This window comes from Ralstonia flatus, assembly GCF_958439105.1.
Classification (GTDB): domain Bacteria; phylum Pseudomonadota; class Gammaproteobacteria; order Burkholderiales; family Burkholderiaceae; genus Ralstonia; species Ralstonia flatus.
Map to the genome: position 1 here is coordinate 423,586 of NZ_CAUDLI010000004.1, position 21,321 is coordinate 444,906.

20 protein-coding genes are annotated in these 21,321 nt (G+C 65.5%); 13 read left to right on the forward strand and 7 right to left on the reverse strand.

Annotated features, from left to right (window positions below; translation table 11 throughout):
• Positions 1-73: 73 nt before the first annotated feature.
• Both R2676_RS12100 and R2676_RS12105 read right to left on the reverse strand, forming a co-directional pair.
• Positions 74-586, reverse strand: coding sequence for a hypothetical protein (locus tag R2676_RS12100; RefSeq protein ID WP_206274786.1), 513 nt, complete (start codon positions 584-586; stop codon positions 74-76).
• Positions 587-695: 109 nt separating this feature from the next.
• Positions 696-1,847 carry a zinc-binding metallopeptidase family protein gene (locus tag R2676_RS12105; protein WP_206274787.1) on the reverse strand — a complete coding sequence of 384 codons (1,152 nt, stop codon included), beginning with the start codon at positions 1,845-1,847 and terminating at the stop codon, positions 696-698.
• Positions 1,848-2,091: 244 nt separating this feature from the next.
• On the opposite strand from R2676_RS12105, the gene R2676_RS12110 reads away from it, so the two are divergent.
• From R2676_RS12110 to R2676_RS12125, 4 genes are all read left to right on the forward strand, one after another.
• A complete protein-coding gene (locus R2676_RS12110; protein WP_206274880.1) occupies positions 2,092-5,508 on the forward strand; it encodes a transglutaminase family protein in 3,417 nt (1,138 codons plus the stop codon).
• A gap of 21 nt (positions 5,509-5,529) precedes the next feature.
• Complete coding sequence (locus R2676_RS12115) at positions 5,530-8,118, forward strand: circularly permuted type 2 ATP-grasp protein (protein ID WP_206274788.1); 2,589 nt, start codon at positions 5,530-5,532, stop codon at positions 8,116-8,118.
• Entirely contained in the window at positions 8,118-9,020 is a 903-nt protein-coding gene (locus tag R2676_RS12120; RefSeq protein ID WP_206274789.1) for a transglutaminase family protein, read from the forward strand. The genes R2676_RS12115 and R2676_RS12120 overlap by 1 nt, the downstream gene beginning before the upstream one ends.
• Before the next feature lie 123 nt (positions 9,021-9,143).
• The gene (locus R2676_RS12125) at positions 9,144-9,428 is read left to right on the forward strand and encodes a hypothetical protein (protein WP_027680038.1); all 285 of its coding nucleotides are present in this window, start codon (positions 9,144-9,146) and stop codon (positions 9,426-9,428) included.
• On the opposite strand, the gene R2676_RS12130 is transcribed toward R2676_RS12125, so the two are convergent.
• From R2676_RS12130 to R2676_RS12140, 3 genes are all read right to left on the reverse strand, one after another.
• On the reverse strand, positions 9,429-10,814 hold the full coding sequence (locus tag R2676_RS12130; RefSeq protein WP_102065267.1) for an LLM class flavin-dependent oxidoreductase: 1,386 nt from the start codon (positions 10,812-10,814) through the stop codon (positions 9,429-9,431).
• A gap of 5 nt (positions 10,815-10,819) precedes the next feature.
• Entirely contained in the window at positions 10,820-11,659 is an 840-nt protein-coding gene (locus tag R2676_RS12135; RefSeq protein ID WP_206274790.1) for a hypothetical protein, read from the reverse strand.
• Between the two features lie 154 nt (positions 11,660-11,813).
• Entirely contained in the window at positions 11,814-12,458 is a 645-nt protein-coding gene (locus R2676_RS12140; RefSeq protein ID WP_182594742.1) for a TetR/AcrR family transcriptional regulator, read from the reverse strand.
• 125 nt (positions 12,459-12,583) lie between these two features.
• On the opposite strand from R2676_RS12140, the gene R2676_RS12145 reads away from it, so the two are divergent.
• The 9 genes from R2676_RS12145 (at position 12,584) to paaE (ending at position 19,722) form a co-directional block, all read left to right on the forward strand.
• Positions 12,584-13,015, forward strand: coding sequence for a YybH family protein (locus R2676_RS12145; protein WP_027680042.1), 432 nt, complete (start codon positions 12,584-12,586; stop codon positions 13,013-13,015).
• A 97-nt stretch (positions 13,016-13,112) separates the two neighbouring features.
• Positions 13,113-13,544, forward strand: a complete 432-nt coding sequence (locus R2676_RS12150) for a VOC family protein (protein WP_009239862.1) — start codon at positions 13,113-13,115, stop codon at positions 13,542-13,544.
• Positions 13,545-13,777: 233 nt separating this feature from the next.
• Positions 13,778-14,305, forward strand: a complete 528-nt coding sequence (locus R2676_RS12155) for an SRPBCC family protein (protein WP_206274791.1) — start codon at positions 13,778-13,780, stop codon at positions 14,303-14,305.
• Positions 14,306-14,345: 40 nt separating this feature from the next.
• Positions 14,346-15,794 carry a DHA2 family efflux MFS transporter permease subunit gene (locus tag R2676_RS12160; RefSeq protein WP_206274792.1) on the forward strand — a complete coding sequence of 483 codons (1,449 nt, stop codon included), beginning with the start codon at positions 14,346-14,348 and terminating at the stop codon, positions 15,792-15,794.
• A gap of 166 nt (positions 15,795-15,960) precedes the next feature.
• On the forward strand, positions 15,961-16,980 hold the full coding sequence (gene paaA / locus R2676_RS12165) for a 1,2-phenylacetyl-CoA epoxidase subunit PaaA (RefSeq protein ID WP_004635036.1): 1,020 nt from the start codon (positions 15,961-15,963) through the stop codon (positions 16,978-16,980).
• Between the two features lie 17 nt (positions 16,981-16,997).
• Complete coding sequence (gene paaB, locus R2676_RS12170) at positions 16,998-17,285, forward strand: 1,2-phenylacetyl-CoA epoxidase subunit PaaB (protein ID WP_004635034.1); 288 nt, start codon at positions 16,998-17,000, stop codon at positions 17,283-17,285.
• Between the two features lie 9 nt (positions 17,286-17,294).
• Entirely contained in the window at positions 17,295-18,095 is an 801-nt protein-coding gene (gene paaC, locus R2676_RS12175) for a 1,2-phenylacetyl-CoA epoxidase subunit PaaC (RefSeq protein WP_206274793.1), read from the forward strand.
• Between the two features lie 23 nt (positions 18,096-18,118).
• Complete coding sequence (gene paaD / locus R2676_RS12180; protein ID WP_316857221.1) at positions 18,119-18,601, forward strand: 1,2-phenylacetyl-CoA epoxidase subunit PaaD; 483 nt, start codon at positions 18,119-18,121, stop codon at positions 18,599-18,601.
• 20 nt (positions 18,602-18,621) lie between these two features.
• Positions 18,622-19,722 (forward strand): 1,2-phenylacetyl-CoA epoxidase subunit PaaE, encoded by a 1,101-nt coding sequence (gene paaE, locus R2676_RS12185; RefSeq protein ID WP_206274795.1) that lies wholly within the window; start codon positions 18,622-18,624, stop codon positions 19,720-19,722.
• A 3-nt stretch (positions 19,723-19,725) separates the two neighbouring features.
• Here the strand turns inward: paaE and R2676_RS12190 are convergent, their stop codons facing one another.
• Both R2676_RS12190 and pcaD read right to left on the reverse strand, forming a co-directional pair.
• Entirely contained in the window at positions 19,726-20,364 is a 639-nt protein-coding gene (locus R2676_RS12190) for a TetR/AcrR family transcriptional regulator (RefSeq protein WP_206274796.1), read from the reverse strand.
• Positions 20,365-20,439: 75 nt separating this feature from the next.
• Entirely contained in the window at positions 20,440-21,255 is an 816-nt protein-coding gene (gene pcaD / locus R2676_RS12195; RefSeq protein WP_206274797.1) for a 3-oxoadipate enol-lactonase, read from the reverse strand.
• Positions 21,256-21,321 lie beyond the last annotated feature (66 nt).

Here is a 21,321-nt window from a genome sequence, read left to right on the forward strand (position 1 = left end):
AGGCTAAGGCTCAGACCAAGCGCTGAGCAGCATCAGGGCCCGGGCGGCGTGCAATGCGCCACCGGGCCCTGTGTCATTTCCGGCTGTGGTGGCCGCCGCCCAGCGGATCGACCACGATCATGGTGCGATCGAGCAGACCGTTGTCGTCAAACAGGGCGTTGAAGTGCGCCTGCTGAGACCCGAGGACGTACATCCGATATGACCACGCTTCCCGCTTCATGAGCGGGTAGTACTGCGTCGGCTCTTTCGGTGTGCCGAAGCGCTGGAGCACATCGCGTTTGGTCCACACACCAGGGCGCGCCTCATAGATTTCCTTTTCCGTCAGCATCTGCCGATAGTTGGTCAGCTTGCCGTTGGCGTCAAAATCGGCGGCATAGACCTCGTGCCCGAGCGGCTGCTTGGAGTAGATCCAGCGGTGCGTGCCGTCCGCAAGCTGATAGGTCTCGGTGGGTGCGCCAAAGGTTTCTCGCACGGCACTTTCCGGCTGGCCGATCATCTTCTGCGCGGTCTGCACAGGGGCGAGCGAGGCACACGCGCACAGGGCGAGTGCCGTCAGGCTGATCCATCTGCTGAGGTGTCTTGGCATGGCGTTCTCCGGGGATGCTGGGATTGACCTTCCGGATGGTAAACGCGGCAGCTGCACGAAATATTCCCCACGATCCAAACTGGCGCTTTGCCGCACAACATTGGTGCGGTCAACCGGGTTTCTTGGCCGAGGCAGCGATGATGCGGTGCACGAAACGCAGCTTGTCGATCACGGGGGATGCCAGCGTAAACGGGTAGCCGTCGGGCTGGCCCAGGCTCCGATTCAGGCTGTTGAGCACGTAGGTGAGCGGAAACCAGCGGCTCATCAGGTTGTTGAAGCTGGCTTCTTCGACCGGGGTCTGGTCGGTCAGCTCGGGCTCTTGCGGATGGTCGGGCAGCAGTGCCAGGCCGTATGACACGGCGGTGTCCAGCGTGTCGACCATGTGCAGGTAGTGCGCCCACGTTTCGGCCCAGTCTTCCCACGGGTGCATGGTGGCGTAGGCGCTGATGTAGTGCTGTGCCCAGTCCGCCGGCGGCCCATTGTCGTAATACGCCTTGAGGGCGTCGGCATAGCTGGCGCGTTCATCGCCAAAGCGCTCGCGGAAGGCTGCTTCCCACATCGGCTTGCCGGCAATCAGGCGATCAAAGAAGTAATGCCCGGATTCGTGCCGGAAGTGGCCAAGCAGCGTGCGATAGGGCTCGCGCAGCTCGGTGCGGGCCTTCTCGCGCGCGGCATCGTCGGCTTCGGCAATGTTGAGCGTGATGCGGCCGTGGTTGTGGCCGGTCATCACAGGCCCGCTGTCTTCCTTGCTTTCCAGAAACGCGAACTCCAGCCCGGTCTCGGGGTTCTCCAGCCGCGACTCCAGTGGCAGGCCCAGCGTCATGAGCGTATAGAGCAGCCGGCGCTTGGCGACCTCCATCTTGTACCAATAGAACCGGTTTTCCGGCACGGTCAGGTCGGGGATCGTTTCGGTGAACTGGCAGGCGCGACACAGCGTGTCGGGCGAATCGGCCGGGATCATCCAGTTGCAGACGTTTTCGACCGCGTAGTTGTGGCATTGGCGGTAGAGCTGGCCTTGTGCCTCGGGATGCAGGCTGCGCCAGCGCTTGTCTGAGGCCGTTGCTGTCTCGGGTGTCTGCGCTGTCTCTGCTGGCTGCGGTGTCTGCGGTATCTGCGCTGTCTCTGGCAGCTCGTCGGCAGGTTCGAATGCGCTGATCTCGCCCACGTCAGGCAGGTAGCCGAGCAGGGCGTTGCAGCGCTCGCACAAGACGTTTTCAAAGAAGACGAGTTGCTGGCAACGGTTGCAGTGGAACGTTTTCATGGCGGTCCAGGGGCAGGGCAAGGGCTGGCTTTCGGGGGGCTTCCCTACCAAGATGGTGGTGGGGCAGCGGCCAGCTGTCCAGCAAGCGTTGTACCGCATCGGCGTGTCATACGCACGGCCGTGCACGCGTGGCACGATGGCCCGTCGTTCCGAGCCGGGTATGCCGCACAAACGGCATGAACCTTGCTTGAACCGCCCGCCGGCACCGCGCCGGCACGCCATTACGAGCCACCGAGGAGTCCGTGTGTCGATCCGAGTCGCGCTGAACCACGTTACCCATTATCGCTATGACCGGCTCGTCGAGCTGTCGCCGCAGGTGGTGCGCCTGCGGCCGGCGCCGCACTGCCGCACGCCCATCCATTCGTATTCGATGCGGGTGGAGCCGGCCGAGCATTTCATCAACTGGCAGCAGGACGCGTTTGCCAATTACCAGGCGCGGCTGGTGTTTCCGCACAAGACGCGCGAGTTCAAGGTCACCATCGACCTGGTCGCCGAGATGGCGGTCTACAACCCGTTCGATTTCTTCCTGGCGCCCGAGGCGGAGTCGTTCCCTTTCAGCTACGCCGACGACCTGGCTGCCGAGCTGGCGCCGTACCTCGTCAAGCGCGAGATGACGCCGAACTTTGCCGCGTTTGTTGCCAGCATCGACCGCACGCCGCGCCGCACGATCGATTTTCTGGTGGGGCTGAACCAGCGCCTGCAGCACGACATCCGCTACCTGATCCGCATGGAGCCCGGGGTGCAGACGCCGGAAGAGACGCTGTCGCTGGGCTCCGGCTCGTGCCGCGATACGGGCTGGCTGATGGTGCAGACGCTGCGGCAACTGGGGCTGGCGGCGCGCTTTGTGTCCGGCTACCTGCTGCAGCTCACGCCCGACGTGAAGGCCGTCGATGGCCCCAGCGGCACCGAGGTCGATTTCACCGACCTGCACGCCTGGTGCGAGGTCTACCTGCCGGGCGCCGGCTGGATCGGCTTTGACCCCACCTCCGGCCTGCTGGCGGGCGAGGGGCATATTCCCGTGGCCTGCACGCCGGAACCCGGCAGCGCGGCGCCCATCTCGGGCGCGGTGGACGAATGCGAGGTCGAATTCGAGCACACGATGTCGATCACGCGCGTGCTGGAAGCCCCGCGCGTGACCAAGCCCTACACCGAGGCGCACTGGGCCGATGTCGTTCGCATGGGTGCAAAGGTGGATGCCGAACTCGACGCCATGGACGTGCGCCTGACCATGGGCGGCGAGCCCACCTTCGTGGCCGTGCGCGACCGCGATGCCGCCGAGTGGAACACCGATGCCCTCGGCCCCACCAAGCGCAGCTACGCCGTGGGGCTCATGGACAAGCTGCGGCAGCGCTACGGCGCCAACGGCTTCCTGCATATCGGCCAGGGCAAGTGGTACCCGGGCGAGCAACTGCCGCGCTGGGCGCTGTCGCTCTACTGGCGTACCGACGGCCAGCCCTGCTGGAACGATCCAACGCTGTTTGCCGACGAGCGCGAGCCCGGCCGCTACACCTCTGCCGATGCGCAGCGCTTTCTGCATCATCTGGCGCGCAAGCTGTCGGTGGACGAACAATGCATCCAGGCCGGCTACGAAGACACGTGGTACTACCTCTGGCGCGAGCGGCGCCTGCCCGTGAATGTCGATCCGTTTGATTCGCGGCTCGACGATGAGCTGGAACGCGTGCGCCTGCGCCGCGTGTTCGACGCGGGCCTGTCGGCCGTCACCGGCTACGTTCTGCCGCTGGCGCGCGAATACGATGCCGCGCTGGCCGGCGCGCGCTGGGTGACCGGCCCGTGGTTCTTCCGCGATGAGCGCATGTACCTGATCCCGGGCGATTCACCGATGGGCTATCGCCTGCCGCTCGACTCGCTGCCGTGGGTCAGCAAGAGCGACTATCCGTATCAGCATGCGCACGATCCGTTCGGCCCGAGTGCGCCGCTGCGCTCGGCAGCGGAATTGCGCATGCAATATCAGGGTGAGTCTGCCGACGCGACGCCCGGGGCCGCAACCAAAGGCGCATCGGCCGCGCGCGGTACCGGCGCGGCCGTAGATGCCCGTATCCCGGCGCACAGCGAATCCGCGTCATGGGTCCATCGCACCGCGGTGTGCGTGGAAGCGCGCGACCCCGCCCGCGCCGCCGGTCCCAAGGTCGAGAACGACACCTTCGGCTCCGGGCACAGCCAGCTGCACGTATTCATGCCGCCGCTGACGGTGTTGGACGACTATCTCGACCTGCTGACCGCAGTGGAGGCGACCGCCGCCGAGCTGCAGGTGCAGGTCGTCGTCGAAGGGTATCCGCCGCCGCGCGACCCACGCCTGAAGCTGCTGCAGGTAACCCCCGACCCCGGCGTGATCGAGGTCAACATCCACCCCGCCAGCAACTGGGAACAGTTGGTCGACCATACGGAATACCTGTACGAATCGGCCCACCAGTCGTATCTGAGTACGGAGAAGTTCATGCTCGACGGCCGCCACACGGGCACCGGCGGCGGCAACCACTTCGTGCTGGGCGGGGCCACGCCGGCCGACAGCCCGTTCCTGCGCCGGCCCGATCTGCTGGCCAGCCTGATTGCGTACTGGCATAACCATCCGTCGCTGTCCTATCTGTTCTCGGGGCTGTTCATCGGCCCGACCAGCCAGGCGCCGCGCGTGGACGAAGCGCGCAACGATCAGGTGTACGAACTGGAGATCGCCTTTGCGGAGCTGCAGCACCAGCTGGACCGCCTGGGCGCCACAAACATTCCGCCTTGGCTGATCGACCGCATCCTGCGCAACATCCTCATCGACGTGACCGGCAACACGCACCGCGCCGAGTTCTGCATCGACAAGCTCTATTCACCTGACGGCCCGACGGGGCGCCTGGGCCTGCTGGAGTTGCGCGGCTTCGAAATGCCGCCGCACGCGCGCATGAGCCTGGTGCAGCAACTGCTGCTGCGCGCGCTGGTTGCCCGCTTCTGGAAGACGCCGTACACCACGCGGCTGACGCGTTGGGGCACCGAGCTGCACGATCGCTTCCTGCTCGGCACCTTCGTGCAGATGGACTTCGACGACGTGCTGGCTGATCTGCGTGAAGCGGGTTACGCCTTTGAGCGCGAGTGGTTTGCACCGCATTTCTCGTTCCGCTTCCCGCTGGTGGGTGAGCTGCATACGGGCGGGATCTCGCTCACGCTCAGCGGGGCGCTGGAACCCTGGCACGTCATGGGCGAGGAGGGTGCCCAGGGCGGCACGGTGCGCTACGTCGATTCGTCGGTCGAGCGGCTCGAGGTGCGCGTGCTGGGCCTGAACGAAAACCGGCACGTCGTGACGGTCAACGGGATTCCCTTGCCATTGCAACCAACCGGCCGCGTGAGCGAGCAGGTGGCGGGGGTGCGGTTCCGGGCGTGGTCGCAGGCGTCGGCGCTGCACCCGACCATCGGCGTGCATGCGCCGCTGACGTTCGACCTGGCCGACACCTGGACTGGCCGCTCGCTGGGCGGTTGCCAGTATCATGTGGCGCATCCGGGTGGGCGCAACTACCAGACGTTTCCCGTCAACGCTTACGAGGCGGAAAGCCGCCGCCGCGCGCGCTTCTTCACCATCGGACATACGCCCGGACCGCTGCAGGTGCGGTCGCCCGAGCGCAGTCTGGAGTTTCCGTTTACGCTGGATTTGCGCCGCTACTAATTTCATCCAGCCAAGCCGATCTTGTCTTACCAGTCGACCCTGCCGCTCGAACCCACTGCCGCCCACGCGGATGTGCTGGCCCTCCTTCGCATGTTGCCCGGGCGGGAGGGCCACTGGGATGAGCTGCGTGACGCCACGGGCGCGTTGCGCGAACCGTGGCGGCAGTTTTTCGAGCATGTGCGCGACGGGGGGATCGGTGGCCTAGTCGGGCTGGAACAGGCCCGCGCCTCCGTCGCACAGCAGGTGCGCGACAACGACATCAGCTACAACGTCTACGCCGACAAGGGCGAGCCGCGCCCGTGGGCGCTCGATCTGCTGCCTTTCCTGATCGACCACGACAGCTGGGCCGTGATCGAGCAGGGCGTGATGCAGCGCGCGCGGCTGCTCAATGCCATCGTGGCGGATACCTACGGGCCGCAGTCGTTGCTCGCGCAGGGGCTGGTGCCGCCCGCGCTGGTGTTTGGCCATCCGGGGTACCTGCGTGCGGTGCGCGGCTTTACGCCGCCGGGCGGCCAGTACCTCCACATCGTGGCAGTGGACTTGGGGCGGACGCCCAGCGGCGACTGGATGGTGGTCGGCCACCGCACCGAAGCCCCTTCGGGCCTTGGCTATGCGCTCGAAAATCGGCTGATCGTCTCGAGCCTGTTTGCCGATGCCTTCCGTGAGTTGCGTGCCACGCGCCTGGCGCCGACGTACTCACAGCTGATCAGCACGCTGGCCGCCGCCGCGCGCACCACCATGTCCGACGACGAGCCCGGCGATTCGCCGCACATTGCGCTGCTCACGCCCGGCCCTTTCAGCGAAACCTATTTCGAGCACGCCTTCCTGGCGCGATACCTGGGCGTGACCCTGGTGGAGGGCAAGGACCTGACGGTGCGTGGCGACAAGCTTTACCTGAAGACCTTCAACGGCCTCGAACGCGTGCACGCCGTGCTGCGCCGCCTGGACGACGTGTTCTGCGACCCGGTGGAGCTGCGCGCCGATTCCACCATCGGCGTACCGGGCTTGCTGCAGGTGATGCGCGCAGGCAACGTGATGGTGTCGAATGTGCCCGGCGCGGGGTTTGTCGAATCGCCGGCCATGCTGGGATTCTTGCCGGGGATTGCGCAGGCGCTGCTCGGCGAGCCGCTCGCCTTGCCCAGCGTGCCGACATGGTGGTGCGGCGAGGCATTGGCGCGCGACGAGGCGCAGGCCCGCCTGTCTGCCGGGCTGCTGTTGCCAACCTGGCCCGGACACTACCCCGACGGCCCACCCGGTATGGCAAGCGGCCCGCAATCGCTGGCCGACTGGCGCGCACGCATTGACAGCGCGCCGGACACCTTCACCGTGCAGGTCCCGTTGCCGTATTCCTGCACGCCTCGCTACGAGGCGGGCATGCTCGCGGGCCGGCCTTCCGTGTTGCGCGTGTTTGCCATTGCGGATATGGCCGGCGGCTGGCACGTCATGCCCGGCGGCTTTACGCGCCTGGCGGCCGAGCGGCAGGCTTCGGCGTCGATGCAGATGGGCGGCAGCAGCGTCGATACCTGGGTGTTGTCGAATCAGCCGCAGCCGGCTGCGCCCTTTTCCTTGCTGCCATCGCCGATGCGGCCGGCCGACCTTGCTCGCAAGCACCGCACGGTGTCGAGCCGCGCGGCAGAAAACCTGTTCTGGTCCGGCCGCTATGGCGAGCGCGCTGAAAACGGCGTGCGCCTATGCCGCCTGATTCTCGGCTCGCTGGAGGCCAACGACGCCGACACGATGTTCGGCACGCTGACGGAGCTGGCGGCGGAATGCGGCCTGATCTTCAGCGCCGATGTGTTCGCGCGCAGCAGCCCGAGCGCGTTTGAGCGCGCGCTGGTGGCGGGCTTGAGCGAGCAGTCGGGGACGGCCGGGATCGGGCAATGCCTGGCCGCGCAGGCGCGCTCGTCGGGTGAGGTGCGCGGGCGTCTGTCGAACGACCATTGGAGAACTATCCTCGCCGCGCGCAACGATTTTCGCGATGGGTTGGCCAACCTCACGGCCGAAGGCCCGCACGACCGTGTGGCGCTGGTCGATCTGCTCGAATATCTGGCGACGCAACTCTCCGCCATCAGCGGTGCGCAGGGTGACCGCATGACGCGTGACGAGGCGTGGCGCCTGCTGTTTGCCGGCCGCCATATCGAGCGCGTGTGGGCCATGGCGACGTTCCTGCGCGTGATTGCCGAGCAGGGCAAACTCGCCACCGCCGAGGGTTTTGACCTGCTGCTGCAGCTGTTCGACAGCACGCTCACCTACCGGTCGCTGTATCCGGGGCGGCTGGAGGTGCCGGCGCTGCTCGACCTGCTGGTGGTGGAGTCGACCAACCCGCGCGGGCTGTACGGCGTGTACGACCGGCTGCGGACCAAACTGGCGCAGATCGAACGCGCCGCTGCCCCGATGTCCGCCCAGCGCCGCCCGCCGTTTGCCGACCTGATGCCCGCGGTCGATGTGCTCCCGTCGCTGGAGGCGCTGTGCGAAGCCGATGCCGACGGCCGCTACGCCAACCTCATCGCCCTGTGCGACAAGCTGTGCGACTACGTGGCCGCCGCATCCAACGAGATCAGCGCGCGCTACTTCAGCCACGCCAGCACGCCAACCGCACAGGTGGCCTGATGGACGCACGCGCGGCGCTGCTGACGGTATCGCACAGCACGGTCTATCACTACGCAACGGCTGTCGAGACGGCGCAGCATCTGGCGACCATTCGCCCGCGTGCGTGCCAGTGGCAGGAGGTGGTCGAGCACGCCGAGCAGATCGAGCCTGCGCCCTCGTATCTGACCAGCCGCGTCGATGGCTTTGGCAACGACGTGCTGTATTTCTCGCTCGATACGCCGCACGACAGCCTGCGCATGACCACCAAGACCACGGTGCGCCTGCAACCGCGCTGGACCAATCTGGACCCGGCCGCCACGCCGGAATGGGAGTCGGTCGCGCAGCGCCTGCGGTATCAGGCCGGTTCGGTGTTCTATCCCGAGGCCGAGTTCTGCTTTGCCTCGCCCAACATTGCACTGAGCCCCGAGCTGGAGCGCTACGCACGTGCAAGCTTTGCGGCCGGCACGCCGGTCGTGGCAGGCGCCATCGACCTGATGCATCGGCTGCATGCCGACTTTGAATACGCGCCCACCGCGACCGCTTTCGATACACCGGCCACGCAGGCGTTTGACCTGCGCCGGGGCGTCTGCCAGGACTTTGCGCAAGTGATGATCGGCTGCCTTCGCGCGCTGGGGCTGCCCGCACGCTATGTGAGCGGCTATCTGCGGACCGAACCACCGGCCGGGCAGCCGCGCCTGATTGGCGCCGATGCCTCGCACGCGTGGGTGTCGGTGTTCTGCCCGCAAAGCGGCTGGGTGGATCTCGACCCGACCAACGACGTGCTGGCCGACCTGGACCACGTCACCCTGGCCATCGGGCGCGATTACAGCGACGTGTCACTGCTGCGCGGCATGATCCTTGGCGGCGGCGAGCATCAGGTGGACGTAGCGGTCAGCGTGCGGGAAGTGACGACCGATGAGTGATGAGTAACGAGTAACGAGTAACGAGTAACGAGTAACGAGTAACGAGTAACGAGTAACGAGTAACGAGTGATAGCCGCCTGAAAGCGGGATCGGAAGGCGGATTGGCAGCGCAGTGGGGGCATCATGAAAAAAGACATCTCTTGGCAAGACCTGCCCGACCCGGCAGACGTGTCGGGCGTCTTCGCCTTTGCCATGTCGTTCAACGGCTATGAAGAGCTCGGCTCGTTTGAAGCCTGCACCAGTGCCGCGCGCGAACGACGGCGCGCATCGCTGGTGGATTTGCGCAACGAGCTGTTCTGCGCCGCACGCGCGTCGCGCCATACCGGTTCCATCGGCTATCTGGCGACATACGAAGCGCTGCTTCCGCTCTTTCAGCAGATGCTGGGCGCGCCCACGACCAATGCTTAGTCAGGGGTGGTCCGCCAGCTCCTGTGCGGGGTGCCGGCGCCGTTGCGCGCCGGGGTGGGCGTCGGGCAAGCGATCGGTACCAAACAGCTTGCGGCGCAAGGTGCCCGGCGCATACGCGGTCTTGTAGACACCGCGATTCTGCAGCTCCGGCACGACCAGGTCGATGAAGTCCGCGTAGCTTTCCGGCGTGACCGTACGCGCCAGGTTGAAGCCGTCGATGTCGGTCACATCCATCCACTGCTGCAAAGCGTCGGCGACCTGCTGTGGGTCACCGACGATGGTGGCGTAGCGGCCCCCCAGCGCGAGTTGATCGAGCAGGCGCCGCACCGTGAACTGCGTGTCGCCGCCGGTGGCGCGGCGGATGGATGACTCGATCGCATTCGTCTTCACCGCACGCAGCGGGTCGTCCAACGCATAGGTCGAATAGTCGACGCCGGAGCCCGCGGAGAAATGCGCAAGACCGGCTTCCGCGCTGGCATAGCGTTGGTATTCGGCAAGCTTTTCGCGCGCAAGCTTTTCAGTCTTGTCGACCACGACGGTGATGCCCATGAAGACTTTGACGTCATCCGCCCGGCGCCCGGCCTGCACGGCAGCCTGACGCAACTGCGCCACCTGATCGCGTGTGGCCGATTGGCTCTGGCCCGACAGGAACACGCACTCCGCATGCTGCCCGGCAAAGGTCTGCCCACGCGCGGACGAGCCCGCCTGGAACAGCACCGGCGTGCGTTGCGGCGACGGCTCGCTCAAGTGGTAGCCCTCCACGTCGTAATAGCGGCCGTGATGCCGGATGCGGTGCACTTTGTCGGGCTGCGCAAACACGCGTGCGGCGCGATCACGCAGCACCGCATCGTCTTCCCAACTGCCTTCCCACAGCTGGTAGACCACATCGAGAAACTCATCCGCGCGGTCGTAGCGCTCGTCGTGTGCGATCTGCTCGCGCAGGCCCATGGCGCGTGCGGCGCTGTCCAGATAACCCGTGACGATGTTCCAGCCGACGCGGCCTTCGGTCAGGTGGTCGAGCGTGGAGAACCGCCGCGCAAACAGGTACGGCGCCTCATAGGTCAGGTTGACGGTCAGGCCAAAGCCGAGATGCTCCGTCACGCCCGCCATGGCCGACACCAGCATCAGCGGATCATTCACCGGCAGTTGGATCGACTCGCGCAGCGTCAGGTCGGCAGACTGCTGATACACGTCGTACACGCCAACGATATCGGCGATGAACAGACCGTCGAACAAGCCGCGTTCAAGCAGCCTGGCGAGGTCCGTCCAATAGCTGAGCTTGCGGTAGTCGGCCGATGTATCGCGCGGATGGGTCCACAGGCCGTGGTTGATGTGGCCCACGCAGTTCATGTTGAACGCGTTGAGCAGGATCGGTTTCTTGGACATCGCGGTCAGCTGGCGAGGCTGGTGAGGGCGGGCAGGGTGTCGGCGGGGCGTTGCAGCAATACGCCCAGAATCTCGCGCCGCCATGCGTCGTACAGCGGTACGTAGTTGCGCGTGTCGATGCCGGCGGCGCGTTCGTTCAGCGCCCACGATTCGCGCAGGTAATCACCGAGCAGCACTTGCAGCCTGTCGTCGGCTTCCAGCACTTCGCCTACGAGCTGTTCGCGCTCGCCATCCGACGCGGCGTCGAGCCGGTCGTGCCACCACTCGGTGATGAGGATGCGGTGCACCTCCTCGTCCGGCATGATGCGGTTCTCGGCAAAGTCGCGGTTGGCAACATCGAGCACGCGCGACGTGCGCCGGTTGACCTGCAGCCGCGCGAGGATGTGATGCTCGTAGTGGAATTCCCACGCGAGAAACGCGGCCTGGCTTGTCAGCGGGTAGTCGCCAAGGACATCCCAGTGGTGGCGCACATCCCGCGTGATGCGTTCGATCTGGTCATGTCCGGACAGCACGCGAATACGCTCGCGCGAGGCCACTGCGTGAAAGCCGTCATCGCCAATCTGGCGCGACAGCGCGAGCTGAAAGTCGGGCGTGTCGCGAAACAGCCGGTCCAATCCCGCGCTCGCCAGTTGCACGATGAACAGGTCGTGGGCGGCGTTCCACACCGCGTAGTCGATCACGCCTTCGAGTTCTTCCGCCGTCTGTGCGTCGCGCGGCGGTTCCGTGCGCGCGGGCGGCAGGTGCGGCGCATGCACGGCGGCAACGCGGTCGAACAGGTCTTTTTCCAGCGCGGCGCCGTAGCGCGTGTGGCCGGTGGCTATTGTTTCGAGATGGGCTTGGGTCATGCTGACATCCTCGTCGCGGAGGGTCACTCCGGTTGATGGGGCATGCACCGGCCGGGTGAGCGGGTGCAGCGAGGCTGTCATCGTTGCATTGAAGCTTGCGCTGGCAAACGAAGCGTTGCGCATGTCGTCAGACGCTGCACGCACATGGCGCGCTTTAGAGGCCGTTCTCCACCATTTCGACCACGCGCAAGGCGATGGCGCCGGTTTGCTCCGGCGGGCGGCTGCGCAGGGGGCCGTCGATGATGAGCAACGCGAGCCCATGCACGGCAGACCAGGCGAGATATTCGGCGCCGGGGCGGCGCTCGGCAGGCAACACGCCTGCGGCGGTCATGCGATCCAGCGCGAGGCTCAGCAGCTGGAACGGGTTGAGCCCGCTGTCGCCTGCCTTGGCGGGGTCGGCGTCGTTCTCCACCTCGTCCGGGACGGCGAAGGCAGTGCGGAACAAGCCGGTCTCCATTTGCGCAAAACGCAGATAACCCACACCGATGGCCCGCAGTGAAGCGCGCGCCTGTGCGTCGGCCGGCCACGTGGGGTCGATGGCATTCAGTTCGGCCTCCATGGCGCGTGCGAGCGCCGCGAGTGACGCTGCGCGTACCCCCTGCAGCAAATCGAGCCGCCCCGCGAAGTGGCGGTAGGCGGCATTTGGCGCGACACCGGCACGGCGCGTGGCCTCGCGCAACACGATGGCGTCCGGCCCGCCGGCACGTGCCAGCTCAATGCCTGCGTCAAGCAGCGCGCGCCGCAAGTCGCCATGGCGATACGTTGCGCGCACGGGCGGGCGGGGTGGTTCCTGAGTCATGCGATGAAACTCCGCAAAAGCGATGTGGACACTGTCCATTATGTCTGCTATCGTTTGTGGACAGTGTTCACAAATCAACAGTAGGTGCTGTCACGCAGGATGCCAAGCACTTTCAGGAGGTCGATATGACAAACGCGAGCGAGGCCGCGGGCGATGCATCGCAGCTGCGCAGCCTGATTGAAGCGTGGGCAGAAGCTGTGCGCGCCAAGGACATTGATGCCGTGATGCGTCACTACGCGCCGGACGTGGTGGTCTTTGATGTCATGCCGCCGTTGTTTGTGAAAGGCGCAGAGGCGTATCGCCGTCACTGGCAGGGTTGGTTCGATGCGCTGGAGGGTCAGGCGGATTTCCAGTTTGTCGAACTGCACCTCGAGGTGAGCGGCGACCTGGCCTATTGCTTCAGCGTGAATCGCCTGCGTGCGCGGTATCGGGACGGTGCAAAGCACGATGCGCAAACGCGCGCCACCGTGTGCTTTCGCAAGATCGATGGGCGCTGGCTGGTGGTTCACGAACACGCCTCGGTTCCCATGCCGGTACCCGAGACCGCTTGCAGTTGAGTTCAGTGAAAGGCGAGCAAACGCTTTCCCCAACCGCGCGTTCAAGTTGCCCGGTGCGCGGCTTTGCAGTCCCCCAAGTCCACCTCAAGGAGTTGTGATGCAAGTTCAACCGTATCTGTTCTTCGAAGGTCGTTGTGAAGAGGCGCTGGAGTTTTACAAGAAGACGCTCAGCGCCAAGGTCGACGTGGTGATGCACTACAAGGACGCGCCCAAGGACGCGCAGCCCACGGCGGAGCAATGCGGCGGCATGGCACCTCCGCTCGACAAGGTCATGCACGCCGCCTTCCGCGTGGGCGAAACCCAGATCCTGGCATCCGACGGCATGGCTGGCGGCAAGACGGATTTCAAGGGTTTCGGGTTGTCCGTGAGCGTGGCCGACAACGCCGCTGCCGAGCGTACCTTCAAGGCGCTCGGCGACGGCGGCCATGTCACGATGCCGATGTCCGAAACGTTTTTCGCCCACGCATTCGGCATGGTGACCGATCGTTTTGGCATCACGTGGATGGTGATCGCGCCCAAGCCGATGTAATGGCCGCGCGTATGAAAACGGCCGCCGCGCGGTGGCCGTTCTACGCAAACTCGTAGTCGGCCTGCCTTGGCGCAGGGCCGTGGCCCGGTGCTAGACTGCGCGGTCACCGGGGCCTTACCAATATCAACGAAACCACCCCCCGGGTGACGATCGGCTGTTCTCGCCGCGACCCTTTGCATGGCCCGCGCAAAGGCGTCTATTCACCTGCTGCCCCATCTTTTGGAGCGTTCTTCATGCTGAAGATCATTGCGATCGTCATCGTCGTTGCGATCGTCGCTGTGCTGGGTTTTGCTGCCACGCGTCCGGACACCTTCCGCGTGCAACGCGAGATCGACATCAAGGCGCCGCCTGAAAAGGTGTTTGCCTTGATCGACGATTTCCACCGCTGGACGGCGTGGTCTCCGTGGGAGAAGCGTGACCCGGCGATGAAGCGAACCTATGGCGGGCCGGTCAGTGGCAAAGGCGCGAACTATGCGTGGGATGGCTCGCGGGAAGTTGGCGCAGGGCGCATGGAGATCGTCGATGCAGCATCGCCCAGCCGCATCCAGATTCAGCTGGATTTCCTGAAGCCGTTCGAAGCGCACAACACGGCGGAATTCACGCTGAAGCCTGCCGGCGACGGCACCCACGTGACCTGGGCCATGTACGGCCCGAGCCCGTTCATCTCCAAGGTGATGGGCCTGTTTTTCAGTATGGACGCGATGATCGGCAAGGACTTTGAAGCCGGTCTCGCCAACCTCAAATCGGCGGCGCAGTCCTGAGCCACATTCAGGCGCAGCAGCCAAGCATAGGAGTGATTCCATGACGCATGGCATCGACGAACGCAAGCGTTGGCTTGCCCTCATCGTGCTCTGCCTGGGCGTGCTGATGATCGTGCTGGATACGACCATCGTGAACGTTGCGCTGCCGTCCATCCAGGCAGACCTGGGCTTTACCGAAACCTCGCTCGTATGGGTGGTCAACGCCTACATGCTCACGTTTGGCGGCTGTCTGTTGCTGGGCGGCCGATTGGGTGATCTGTTCGGGCATCGCAAGCTGTTCCTGCTGGGGCTGACGCTGTTCACGCTGGCATCGGCCGCATGCGGGCTGGCGAATTCGCAAGGGCTGCTCATTACGGCGCGCGCCGTGCAGGGGCTGGGCGGCGCGGTGGTGTCGGCGGTGTCGCTGTCGCTGATCATGAATCTGTTCACCTCGCCGGCGGACCGCGCCAAGGCAATGGGCATCTACGGCTTTGTCTGTGCGGGCGGCGGCAGCATCGGGGTGTTGCTCGGTGGCCTGCTGACGAGCACGTTGAGCTGGCACTGGATCTTCCTGGTCAACCTGCCGATTGGCGTGGCGGTGTACGCCGCCTGCGTGGCGTTGCTGCCGGTGGGCAAGCCGTTGGCCGATCGCACAAAACTGGACGTGGCAGGCGCGATTGCTGTGACCGCATCGCTGATGCTCGCGGTGTACGCCGTCGTGCACGGCAACGAAGCCGGTTGGACATCGACGCAGACGCTCACGCAGCTGGGCATTGCCATTGCGTTGATGATCGCGTTCCTGGTCATCGAATCGCGCGTGTCGCATCCGCTGATGCCGCTGCGTATGTTCGCGCTGCGCAACGTGGCCACGGCCAACGTGGTGGGCGTGCTGTGGGCGGCGGCGATGTTCGCATGGTTCTTCATCTCGGCGCTGTACATGCAGCGTGTGCTCGACTACAGCGCGATGCAGGTGGGGCTGGCCTTCCTGCCCGCCAACATCATCATGGCGGTGTTCTCGCTGGGGTTGTCGGCCAAGCTGGTGATGCGCTTCGGCATTCGCGCGCCGCTGTCGATCGGTTTGCTGGTGGCAGGCATTGGGCTAGTGCTGTTTGCACGCGCGCCCGCGGGCGGCAGCTTTGTGCTCGACGTGCTGCCCGGCATGCTCTTGCTGGGCTTGGGCGCCGGTGTGGCGTTCAACCCGGTGCTGCTGGCCGCCATGAGCGATGTGGCGCCCGATGAATCGGGCCTGGCGTCGGGCGTGGTCAACACGTCGTTCATGATGGGCGGCGCGTTGGGCCTGGCCATCCTGGCAAGTCTGGCTGCCGCGCGCACCGAAGGTCTGGCTGCGGCAGGGGCCGATGCCACGACGGCACTCAATGGCGGGTATCACCTCGCGTTCCTGCTGGGGGCGGTTGCCGCCGTGCTGGGTTCGGTGCTGGCGGGCGTGTTTGTGCGCACGCGCACGCAAGGGGCCGGGCAGGGCGAAGCTTCGTCGGCAGCGCCAATCTGAGTCACAGAAAAGGAACCCGAGGAGCAGGGCGCACCGCATGCCTCACACGAGGCTTGCGGTAAAAACCGTTATTGACCGACCGGTCGGACGGTTTATAATCGATCCATCCAAAACACGGTGCGCATGACGTGCCGTGCACATGCCGCGCCAGCGGCCGGAGGATCGCATGTACACCCAAAGCCTCGACCAGCCCGGCGGTCTGCCCACGGAGCAGGAACTGGCTGCCGCCTCTCAAGGCGAAGCCGATTTGCAGGCGCGCTTCGATGCACGCATCGGGGCTGACCACAAGATCGAGCCGCAGGACTGGATGCCGGCGCCGTACCGCAAGACGCTGCTGCGGCAGATTTCGCAGCACGCGCACTCCGAGGTGGTCGGCATGCTGCCCGAGGGCAATTGGATCAGCCGGGCGCCGTCGCTCAAGCGCAAGGCCATCCTCCTGGCCAAGGTGCAGGACGAAGCGGGCCACGGCCTCTATCTCTATTCCGCCGCTGAAACGCTCGGCAGCTCGCGCGACGAGATGATCGACGCGCTGCACGAGGGCCGCGCGAAATATTCGTCGATCTTCAATTACCCGACGCTGTCCTGGGCAGACGTGGGTGTGATCGGCTGGCTGGTCGATGGCGCGGCCATCATGAACCAGGTGCCGCTGTGCCGTTGCTCTTACGGCCCGTATGCGCGCGCCATGATCCGCATCTGCAAGGAAGAGTCGTTTCACCAGCGCCAGGGCTATGAATCGTTGCTGACGATGATGGGCGGCACGCAGGCGCAGCGCGACATGGTCCAGGAAGCCGTCAACCGCTGGTGGTTTCCAGTGCTGATGATGTTCGGGCCGCCCGATACCGCATCGCCTAATAGCGCGCAGACCATGGCCTGGGGCATCAAGCGCATCTCGAACGACGATCTGCGGCAGCGTTTTGTCGACGCCACCGTCGAGCAGGCGCGCGTGCTTGGCGTGACGCTGCCCGACCCCGGCCTCACGTGGAACGAAGCGCGCGGCCATTACGATTTCTCGCCGCTCGATTGGTCCGAATTCAAGCGCGTGCTCGATGGTCACGGCCCGTGCAACCGCGAGCGCCTTGCCACCCGCAAGCGCGCACACGAAGAAGGCGAGTGGGTGCGCGAAGCCGCGCTGGCCTACGCGCGCAAGCAGGCCGAACGCGCTGCCGCCAATCAACAAGCTGCCTGAACCGGAAGGAACCCACAATGCATCAACACGAATGGCCGCTGTGGGAAGTGTTCATCCGCAGCAAGCAGGGCCTGGAGCACAAGCATTGCGGCAGCCTGCACGCCGTGGACGCCAAGCAGGCGCTGCAGATGGCGCGCGATGTCTACACGCGCCGGCAGGAAGGCGTCTCGATCTGGGTGGTGCCGTCGGCTGCCATCACCGCCAGCGAACCTGACGACAAGCCGATGCTGTTTGACCCGATGGCCGACAAGATCTATCGCCACCCGACGTTCTATCGGCTGCCCGATGAAGTCAACCACATGTGAGCCGCGGTGATGACTTCCGACGCGCATCTGCAATACATCCTTCGCCTGGCCGACAACGCGCTTATCCTCGGCCAGCGCAACGCGGAGTGGACGGGCCACGGCCCCGTGCTGGAAGAAGACATCGCGCTGTCCAACCTCAGTCTTGATCTGATCGGCCAGGCGCGGTTGCTCTACACGCGCGCAGGGCAGATCGAAGGCGAGATCACAGGCACACCGCGCACGGAAGACGACTATGCCTATTGGCGCGCCGAGCCGGCTTTCCGCAACTACACGCTGCTCGAGCTGCCCCATGCCGGGCCATTGGTCGCGACATCGGCGACGACGCGCGACTACGCCGTCACCATCGTCCGCCACTTCCTGTACGCCGCGTTGATGGTGCCGTTATGGGACGCATTGACGCGTTCGACCGATACCGAGCTGGCCGCCATTGCCGCCAAATCCGTGAAGGAGATGCGTTACCACCTCGCCCATGCGCGCGACTGGCTCGTGCGCTTCGGCGATGGCACCGAGGAATCGCATGCACGTGCGCAGGCCGCGCTCGATTGGCTGATGCCGTACACGAACGAATTTTTTGCCGCGGACGACGTTGAAACGGCCGCGGCCGAAGCCGGCATCGGCGTGCGTCCGGCAGACCTGCGCGACGCATGGGAGGCGACGGTGCGTGACGCGCTGGACGAGGCCACGCTGCGCTGGCCCGAGCCGGGTCCCTATGTCAGCACCGGCAAGCACGGCGTGCATTCCGAGCATATGGGCTATCTGCTGGCCGAGATGCAGGGATTGGCGCGCCAGTTCCCGGGGGCATCGTGGTAAGCGAGCGATTGCAGCGCGCGCGCATCGCGCTGGAGGCCGTCACCGACCCGGAGATTCCCGTGGTGACGATTGCCGAACTCGGCATCCTGCGCGATCTCCAGCTCGACGAGGCCGGCACACTGGTCGCGACGATCACGCCCACGTATTCCGGCTGCCCCGCCATGGAGCAGATTTCCGATGACGTGAGCCGGGCGTTGCGGGCAGCGGACGTGGGTGCGTATCGCGTGCGTTCGGTGCTGTCGCCGGCATGGACGACGGATTGGATTACCGCTGAAGGGCGGCGCAAGCTGCGCGACTTTGGCATTGCCCCGCCGGCGCACGTGGCGGACGATGGCGGGGCTCGCCCAATTCGTCTCACGCGTCCCGCGCAGGCCGAGCAGATTGCCTGCCCGCAATGCGGGTCGCACGATACGGCGCTCATTTCCGCCTTCGGCTCCACTGCCTGCAAAGCGCTGTACCGCTGCCGCGCGTGCCGCGAGCCGTTCGACTACTTCAAGCCTTACTGAGCCCACCGGGCACGACCGCCATGACCCCGCAATTCCACCCCTTGCGTGTTGCCGAAGTGCGCGGCGAGACGGCCGATACGATTTCCGTGCGCTTTGACGTGCCAAATGACCTGCGCGATGCGTACCGCTTTACGCAGGGCCAGTTCCTGACGCTGCGCGTGCCGCCGGGCCAATTGCCCGGACATGAAGAACTGCGGCGTTCGTATTCGATCTGCTGCGCCGTGCAGGACTACGACGCGCACGGCGAGTTGCGTGTGGCGGTCAAGCGCGTCGATGCGGGGGTCTTCTCCAACCACTTGCACGACCGCATCCGCGTGGGCCAGACGCTCGACGTGCTGCCGCCGGATGGCCGCTTCTACGTGCCGCTCGCGGCCGAAAGCGCGCGCCACTACGTCGCCTTTGCGGCCGGCAGCGGCATCACGCCGATCCTGTCGCTCATCAAGACGACGCTGGCGGCGGAGCCGCAGAGCCGCTTCACGCTGGTCTACGGCAATCGCAGCGTCGACAGCATCATCTTTGGCGAGGCCCTCGAAGACCTGAAGGACCGCTATCTCGATCGCTTCGCGCTGTATCACGTGCTGTCGCGCCAGGCGCAGGAGATTGCGCTGTTCAACGGCCGGCTCGACGGTGCGAAGGTGCATGCGTTTCTGGATGCGCTGATTCCGCCGGACGATATCGATGCCGCTTTCATCTGCGGCCCCTCGACGATGATCGATGCCGTGGAAGCCGCGCTGCTCGAGCGCGGTGTGCCGCGCGAGCGCGTGCATGCCGAACGCTTTGGCGTACCGGTGGGCGATGCGACGACAGCGGCCACACCACGCAAGCATGCCGCCGTCGCGGGCGATGTGGCCCTGACCGTTGTGCTCGACGGCAAATCGCACGAGGTGCCGATGGCGGGCGATGCCAAGGTGCTGGACAGCGCGCTGAGCGCGGGGCTGGATCTGCCCTATGCGTGCAAGGGCGGCGTGTGCTGCACGTGCCGCGCCAAGGTGCTGGAAGGCCGTGTGGAGATGGAGAAGAACTTCACGCTGGAAGACTGGGAGATCCAGCAGGGGTTTGTGCTGACCTGCCAGGCGCGGCCGCTCACGCAGCGCGTGGTGGTCAGCTACGACGAGCGTTGAACGTCAGCCCTTCTTGCCGTCCGGGCCGCCCAGCCCCCCGAACCCGCCGAGCCCGTTCTCCAGCATGTCGATCACCATTTCCGCATAGCCTTCATACGAAAGTGGCCCGTCGGGTTTGAGCCAGGTGAAGGTCCAGTTCATCATGCCGAACAGCATCATCGTGATGGGCGTGCGGTTGGCCTCGTCCACCTTGCCCGGGTAAGCCGTCCCGAGCTGCCGGCCCACCGCGGCCACCACGTCGCGTTCACGCGCGAGCACGATGTCACGCTGCTCCGGCGCCAGGTATTTCACATCATTGAGCAAGGCCACATGCCGCGTGCGCGATGTGGCGTATTCGGCCAGGAACGTACGGATCAGCAGATGCAGCGTGGCGCGTGCCGAGAGCTTGGCGTGGCGCGCGTCGCTCTCGGCGCGTTCAACCAGATCGGCCAGCCGGCGCGTGTAGCGGTCGAGCAGGTCGAACAGGATGGCTTCCTTGCCCTCGTAGTAGTGATACAGGCGCGATTTGGAACCGCCGCACGCAGCGGCAAGCTGGTTCATCGACACGCTCGGGTAGCTGTCGGCCGCAAAGGCTTCGGCGGCGGTGTCGAGCACGCTTTCGCGGCGCAACTCGAATTCGTCTTCGTTCTTGACGCGGGACATGGCGGGCGGCACATCGGTTGGATGGCCGCCATGTTAACCGCCTGGGTTGCGGTGTGTCGATGCTGCGCCGAGGCGTCAGACGGTTTCGTGCACGCCCAGGAAATCCAGCACGGCTTCGACAAACGCGTCCGGCTGCTCCACGTTGGCGAGATGCACGGTGTCGAGCAGGCGCAATTGCGCGCCCGGAATGGCAGCGGCAATCTCCTCGCCATGGCGGGCAGACGTCACGGTGTCGTGCTGGCCGGCAATGACGAGCGTCGGATGCGTGATCAGCGTGATCGTGCGGCGCAGGTCGGCATCGCGCACGGCTGCCCAGCCGCCGATGATGCCCTCGCGCGGCGTTGCGAGCAGCGTGCGGCGGAACGGCGCAACGGCCGGGTCATTGGCCTCGAGCATGCGCGCCGGAAACCAGTTGCGTAGAAACGTTTCCGTTGTTGCCTGCATGTCGGGCGCTTGCTGAAGCTCGGCGATGGCCTGATCGAAATACTGCGTCGGGCCGATGTGCGCGGCCGTATTGGAGAGAATCAGCCGGTCGATGCGTTCCGGCACATGGATCGCCAGCCACTGCGCCACGATGCCGCCGAGCGACAGCCCCAGCATATGCACGCGCTGGATGCCCAATGCATCGAGCAGCTCCACTACGTCACGACCGAGCCGATCGATCGAATAGGCGCCGGCTGGCGCGTCCGAAGCGCCGTGGCCGCGCGCGTCGTAGCGCAGCACGTGAAAGTGTTCGGCGAGGCGCGGCACGGTCACGTCCCACATGTGCAGGTCGGTGCCGATGGAGTTGGACAGCAGCAGGACGGGCTTGCCGGCGGTGCCGTCAAAGCGATAGGCGAGGCGTGTGCCGTCACCGGCGGTGATGAAGGAGAGGTCGTTGCGGGGGGTCATGTCGGGCTCCTGGGAAAGACGGTGGAAACGATTGGGATGCCGTCATCCTAGAAGCCGACGCGGTTG

Excerpts from the sequence above, each read along its gene's own strand:
- R2676_RS12100 (WP_206274786.1), bottom strand. The coding sequence starts at position 586 with ATGCCAAGACACCTCAGCAGATGGATCAGCCTGACGGCACTCGCCCTG.
- R2676_RS12135 (WP_206274790.1), bottom strand. The coding sequence starts at position 11,659 with ATGACCCAAGCCCATCTCGAAACAATAGCCACCGGCCACACGCGCTAC.
- R2676_RS12140 (WP_182594742.1), bottom strand. The coding sequence starts at position 12,458 with ATGACTCAGGAACCACCCCGCCCGCCCGTGCGCGCAACGTATCGCCAT.
- R2676_RS12125 (WP_027680038.1), top strand. The coding sequence starts at position 9,144 with ATGAAAAAAGACATCTCTTGGCAAGACCTGCCCGACCCGGCAGACGTG.
- R2676_RS12160 (WP_206274792.1), top strand. The coding sequence starts at position 14,346 with ATGACGCATGGCATCGACGAACGCAAGCGTTGGCTTGCCCTCATCGTG.
- R2676_RS12145 (WP_027680042.1), top strand. The coding sequence starts at position 12,584 with ATGACAAACGCGAGCGAGGCCGCGGGCGATGCATCGCAGCTGCGCAGC.
- R2676_RS12120 (WP_206274789.1), top strand. The coding sequence starts at position 8,118 with ATGGACGCACGCGCGGCGCTGCTGACGGTATCGCACAGCACGGTCTAT.
- paaC (WP_206274793.1), top strand. The coding sequence starts at position 17,295 with ATGACTTCCGACGCGCATCTGCAATACATCCTTCGCCTGGCCGACAAC.
- R2676_RS12190 (WP_206274796.1), bottom strand. The coding sequence starts at position 20,364 with ATGTCCCGCGTCAAGAACGAAGACGAATTCGAGTTGCGCCGCGAAAGC.
- paaA (WP_004635036.1), top strand. The coding sequence starts at position 15,961 with ATGTACACCCAAAGCCTCGACCAGCCCGGCGGTCTGCCCACGGAGCAG.
- pcaD (WP_206274797.1), bottom strand. The coding sequence starts at position 21,255 with ATGACCCCCCGCAACGACCTCTCCTTCATCACCGCCGGTGACGGCACA.
- R2676_RS12155 (WP_206274791.1), top strand. The coding sequence starts at position 13,778 with ATGCTGAAGATCATTGCGATCGTCATCGTCGTTGCGATCGTCGCTGTG.
- R2676_RS12130 (WP_102065267.1), bottom strand. The coding sequence starts at position 10,814 with ATGTCCAAGAAACCGATCCTGCTCAACGCGTTCAACATGAACTGCGTG.
- R2676_RS12150 (WP_009239862.1), top strand. The coding sequence starts at position 13,113 with ATGCAAGTTCAACCGTATCTGTTCTTCGAAGGTCGTTGTGAAGAGGCG.
- R2676_RS12105 (WP_206274787.1), bottom strand. The coding sequence starts at position 1,847 with ATGAAAACGTTCCACTGCAACCGTTGCCAGCAACTCGTCTTCTTTGAA.
- paaE (WP_206274795.1), top strand. The coding sequence starts at position 18,622 with ATGACCCCGCAATTCCACCCCTTGCGTGTTGCCGAAGTGCGCGGCGAG.
- paaB (WP_004635034.1), top strand. The coding sequence starts at position 16,998 with ATGCATCAACACGAATGGCCGCTGTGGGAAGTGTTCATCCGCAGCAAG.